The organism is Moraxella bovis (assembly GCF_002014975.1).
Taxonomy (GTDB): Bacteria; Pseudomonadota; Gammaproteobacteria; order Pseudomonadales; family Moraxellaceae; genus Moraxella; species Moraxella bovis.
The window spans coordinates 20,541-25,765 of the sequence record NZ_MUXV01000027.1 but is presented as its reverse complement, the minus strand read 5'-3'; the positions used below and the strand labels follow the sequence as shown (position 1 = coordinate 25,765).

General features: G+C 44.8%; 4 protein-coding genes. 2 read left to right on the top strand and 2 right to left on the bottom strand.

Annotation, left to right across the window (positions count from 1 at the left end):
* Positions 1-84: 84 nt before the first annotated feature.
* Both B0182_RS06980 and B0182_RS06975 read right to left on the bottom strand, forming a co-directional pair.
* Entirely contained in the window at positions 85-1,923 is a 1,839-nt protein-coding gene (locus B0182_RS06980) for a phosphoenolpyruvate carboxykinase (GTP) (protein ID WP_078274230.1), read from the bottom strand.
* Between the two features lie 179 nt (positions 1,924-2,102).
* Positions 2,103-3,557, bottom strand: a complete 1,455-nt coding sequence (locus tag B0182_RS06975; RefSeq protein WP_078274229.1) for an SLC13 family permease — start codon at positions 3,555-3,557, stop codon at positions 2,103-2,105.
* A gap of 414 nt (positions 3,558-3,971) precedes the next feature.
* Here B0182_RS06975 and xseB point away from each other — a divergent pair, with 414 nt between their 5' ends.
* The gene (gene xseB / locus B0182_RS06970) at positions 3,972-4,199 is read left to right on the top strand and encodes an exodeoxyribonuclease VII small subunit (RefSeq protein ID WP_078274228.1); all 228 of its coding nucleotides are present in this window, start codon (positions 3,972-3,974) and stop codon (positions 4,197-4,199) included.
* A gap of 16 nt (positions 4,200-4,215) precedes the next feature.
* Positions 4,216-4,893, top strand: coding sequence for a TerD family protein (locus B0182_RS06965; RefSeq protein ID WP_078274227.1), 678 nt, complete (start codon positions 4,216-4,218; stop codon positions 4,891-4,893).
* Positions 4,894-5,225: the final 332 nt, after the last annotated feature.

The window sequence follows — 5,225 nt, the reverse complement described above, 5'->3', positions numbered from 1 at the left end:
TTAAGGTTTGTTGGTTATAACACAATGCAAGCTATAACCAAACAAAAGAACGCCCCAGTTGGAGCGTTCTTTTGTTTGGTCAAATTACATACCGCTTTCTACTGCTTGACGTAGTTTAGCTTGATGGTCGATGAGTGCTTTTGGCATACGCTCGCCCAATTTATCAAACAGCTCTTTGTGGCTATCAAGCTCTTTTAGCCATTCATCTTTGTCTTGATAGGTTACGGTGTTGAAGTTGTCTTTGGTAAAGTCGGAATGAGTCCAGTTTAGGTCTTCGTAAGTCGGTACAAGCCCAATCGGTGTGGCATGAGCATTGGCATTGCCTTCACAGCGGTTGATAATCCATTCTAGCACACGCATATTTTGCCCAAAACCTGGCCATACAAAGTCGCCATTATCATCACGGCGGAACCAGTTTACTTTAAAGATTTTTGGCAGTTGGGTGCCATGCTCTTTGGTGAGTTTTTCTAGCTTTTCGCCCATGTCTAGCCAGTTGGTGAAGTAGTCTGCCATGTTGTAGCCTGCAAATGGGAGCATGGCAAAGGGGTCACGGCGGACAACGCCCTGCTGACCGACCGCAGCAGCGGTGGTTTCGCTGCCCATGGTGGCAGCTTTGTACACGCCATCAATCCAATCGGGGGATTCGGAGATAAGTGGCACGGTGTCGGCACGGCGACCGCCAAAAATAAAGGCAGAGATTGGCACGCCTTCGGGATTTTCCCAGTTGGGGTCAATTGATGGACATTGGCTTGCCGATACGGTAAAGCGGGCATTGGGGTGTGAAGCTTTCTCACTACCGTCATGCTTTTTGCCTTTCCAGTTGATGAGATTGTCAGGCACTTCTTTGGTTTTGCCTTCCCACCATACTTCGCCGTCTTCGGTCATGGCAACGTTGGTGTAGATGACATCACGAGACAAGGACGCCATGCAGTTGGAGTTGGTTTTGGTGTTGGTACCAGGGGCAACGCCAAAGAAACCTGCTTCGGGGTTGATGGCGTACAGTTTACCGTCTTTTGATGGTTTAATCCAAGCGATGTCATCGCCCACGGTTTCTACTTTCCAGCCTTCATAGCCTGCTGGTGGGATAAGCATGGCAAAGTTGGTTTTGCCACAGGCTGATGGGAAAGCGGCTGCCACATAGTGTTTTTTGCCTTCGGGGTTCGTTACGCCTAGGATGAGCATATGTTCGGCAAGCCAGCCCTGCTCACGACCCATGACGGAGGCAATGCGTAGGGCTAGGCATTTTTTGCCAAGTAGGGCGTTACCGCCATAGCCTGAACCAAATGACCAGATTTCACGGGTTTTTGGGTAGTGAACGATGTATTTGTCATCGTTGCAAGGCCATGCCACGTCTTTTCCGTCATCTGCCAAAGGCTTGCCAACAGAGTGTACGCATGGAACAAATTCGCCGTCCGTGCCTAGCACGTCATAGACTGCCTTGCCCATGCGAGCCATTTTACGCATACTTACGACCACATAAGGACTGTCGGTCAGCTCTACGCCAATGTGGGCGATATGGCTACCGAGTGGTCCCATGCTAAATGGCACAACGTACATGGTGCGACCTGCCATACAGCCGTCAAATTTATCATTCAAGATGGCACGCATCTCATTTGGGTCTTTCCAGTTGTTGGTTGCCCCTGCATCAATCTGTTTTTCGCTACAAATAAATGTGCGGTTTTCGACACGAGCCACATCAGACGGGTCAGAAAAAGCCAAATAAGAATCAGGGTGTTTTTCTTGGTTTAGCTTGACCATGGTACCATTGTCAATCATCAGATTGATAAGGCGGTCGTATTCTTCTTGTGAGCCGTCGCACCACTCAATACGAGCAGGTTTGGTGAGTTTGGCGATGTCGGCAACCCAATCAATGATGGCTTGATGGCGGACAAAATTAGGGGTGTTTAGGGCGATTGCGGTCATGGGAATCTCGCTTAAAAATGGATCTGTGATAGAGCTATTTATCAGCAGAATTAAAAAATTTCAGCATTAAACCATATTTTGCCATAAATTGTAAGTTTTATTTTTTTAAAAAATGAATTTATTTCTAAAAAAAATGAACATGTCATCACGACATGTTCATTTTACGAGTTAATATGGGATTATCTTAGGAAGAAGAATGCCCATATTGTGACGATGGCGATCGATACCAAGTTTAGGATAAGGCCAACGTTCATCATCTCTTTTTGTTTGATATAGCCTGTCCCCATGACGATGGCATTGGGTGGGGTGGCAACAGGTAGCATAAAGGCACAAGAGGCACCGATACCTATGACCATGATTAAGGCTTCGGGTGGCAGTCCAAGCTGCACACCAATCGGAGCAAATAGTGGCACAAGCAGTGCAGCAGAGGCGGTGTTTGAGGTAAACTCGGTCAAGAAAATGATGAATGCTGTGATGACCAAGATAACCACAAATATCGGGGCAACAGACAAGGCACCAGCGATTTGTTCGCCAAGCAAGGCAGAGGCACCCGATTCTTTCATGATATTGGATAGGGCAATACCGCCACCAAAGAGCATGAGTACGCCCCAGTCGGTGTTATCAGACACTTGTTTCCAGCTAACCAAACCACAGGTAAGCACCGCAACTGCTGCTGATAGAGCGATGACGGTGTCGGGGGATTTAAAGGCGAACATCTCGCCAAGCTGTTTGCCAAAAATCCATGAAATGGCAGTGACCACAAATATGATAACAGTCAAAATGCGTGATACCGTCCACGGAATGACTTCATCGGTCATGACCACGGTTTGTTTGAGATTGGGTTTTAAAAAGATATACATCGCCCCGAGCAAGGCAGGGAGCATGACAAGCATCATGGGTACACCAAATTTCATCCATTCAATAAAGCTTAAATCCAGTGCTTTGGCGGCAATTCCGTTGGGTGGGGAGCCGATCATTGTCCCTAGACCGCCGATGCTGGCACAGTAAGCAATCCCCAGCAGGACAAATAAAAAGGTAGAGCGGTCTTTTTCTTTGTCAATCTGCCCCAACAGTCCCAATGCCAATGGCAACATCATGGCGGCGGTGGCGGTATTACTAATCCACATCGATAACATGGCGGTGGCAAAAAAGATGTAGAACACCGCCAAACCTAGCTTGCCCCCTGCCAGTTTGACCAAGCCAAAAGCGATTTTTCGGTCAAGTTTTTGTACGTGCAACGTGGCTGCAAGGGCAAAACCGCCAAAGAACACAAAGATGATGGGGTCGGCAAAACTTGCCAAAGCTTTTTTAGTGTCAAATTCAGGCACACCAATCAACACCGCAAGAATCGGCACTAAGATGGCGGTGGCGGTGACGTGGATGGCTTCGGTCAGCCATAAAGTGCCGATAAAGACAAGTATCGCTAAGCCTTTATTGACGTCAGTGCCAAACGGCATGACGTGATATAATATGATGGAGACGATGGCAGTGACGGCAAAAATAATCATGCCTTTGATGGCGTCTTTGGTAATGACACCCGATGGCGTTTCTTGATTGTCGCCAGCTGTAAAATCAGTATCTAAGGTCAGCTCTGGAACGTGTTCATGGGAGCTTGGTTTGTTTGGGTCAGTCATGATTTTCCTTTTTCATAAATACAATATCATTATTTGAAAACTCAATCATTGAAAATATCAAGCAATGAATATCATGCATAAAAATACCAAAATCAACTCGGTGTGTCTATATAAAATGCTTTGATTTATTCAAAGCAAGCGACCGAGCTGACATTGGCAGTAGTGACCGATGATGTGACTCACACATACATACAAATTCTATTGTATAATAACAGAATTGTAACTATTTAAAAATAGTTTGTTGATTTGTTTTTAAAAAACAGTGCACCCAACTTGCCTACTTGACCTGCTTGACAAATGTATTTTGCAACAAAAATACTTACAATAAAGGCAGAGAGCTTGATAAAATCCACTTGCTTGATAAGAAATGATTAGGTAAAATGGGACTTTTATTTAAAATTAACTGAGAGTAATATGTCCCAGAAGAGCAGTGATACCGCATCTTTGACAACTTTTAAAGAAGCCTACGAAATTTTAAAGCATAATGCTGACTCATTAGAACAAAGTCAGGTGTTAGACATTGACAACCTAGTGAGCGTGGTAGAGCAATCCATTGATGCTTATAAAGTCTGTCAAGAACGCATTAATGCTGTAGAACTGGCATTAAAACATGCCTTTGATGAGACTGCCTTAAAAAACTAACCCATTGACCAAATTTATGACTGATTTTAACCAACACAAAGATATGGGCAATTTGTCCTTAAAAACCTTTTTTGAATCTAAGACTCTGACTGAGCTTGGTGTGTATGGACAGACTTTGACGGTGTCCGTCAATTATGAAGCCTGCCGATTTGAAAAAACAGGGCTGCTTGCCTTTGTCAGAAAAATACCCTTATTAAAGGGGCTAACTCCATTTCGCTCGCCCACGCTTGACATGGACATAGATCTGTCCTGTGTGGTGCTAGATGGCTCACATCAAGTGCTAGATAAGATTTGGTATGCCAAGGTGCGGGGACTTGATGAGAGTGTGCGTCACGTTGGGTCACTGGTGGGAGCAAATAATTTTGAAGAAACGCTCATGCCCCAAGAGTTGATTCACGTCAAACTAAGCGAGTTGCCCAAGATGGCACAAAAGCTCGTGTTTGTCATGTCAAGTTATCATAAACATCCGCTTTGTCATGCCAAAAAAGGCATTACAAAAATCAGTGATGACGACAGCATCATTCATGCCTGTGAGCTGGCAACAATCACCGCAGGCGAGCATGCCGTTGTGGCGTGGGTGATGGAGCGTGATGGTGATGATTTTAGGATATCTGCCCCACAAAAAGGTCTTGGTAACTCATTTGACCCTGCCAAGCTAAACGATGAGTTGGATAGATTGGCAGGTGGCTTTTAACGGACTTTTGCAAGAACCCAATCACAATCAAAAGATGCTACAATAAACCAAACCGCCACCAACCAAATCATTCAACAGGACAAAAGCCCATCCAAGTAACATCATGCGAGAACAATTTAAACACATACGTCCATTACTAGGGTGTGCCTACCATTGATAACATTTTTATAAAATACGATAAAATTTAAAGCTTTTATCAATTTTTGCATGAAAAATAGCTATCTGACCACTTAAATTTAAAAAGTTGGCTCTGGTTCAAAAAGTATGCTACAAAGAAAACCGTTCGTGGCGAGCTTGGGAAACCTAACGTTTTTCCTACCCGCAGGCAGGCT

What these genes read in the sequence shown, in the direction of transcription:
- B0182_RS06980 (WP_078274230.1), bottom strand. Translation starts at nt 1,923, where the DNA reads ATGACCGCAATCGCCCTAAACACCCCTAATTTTGTCCGCCATCAAGCC.
- B0182_RS06975 (WP_078274229.1), bottom strand. Translation starts at nt 3,557, where the DNA reads ATGACTGACCCAAACAAACCAAGCTCCCATGAACACGTTCCAGAGCTG.
- xseB (WP_078274228.1), top strand. Translation starts at nt 3,972, where the DNA reads ATGTCCCAGAAGAGCAGTGATACCGCATCTTTGACAACTTTTAAAGAA.
- B0182_RS06965 (WP_078274227.1), top strand. Translation starts at nt 4,216, where the DNA reads ATGACTGATTTTAACCAACACAAAGATATGGGCAATTTGTCCTTAAAA.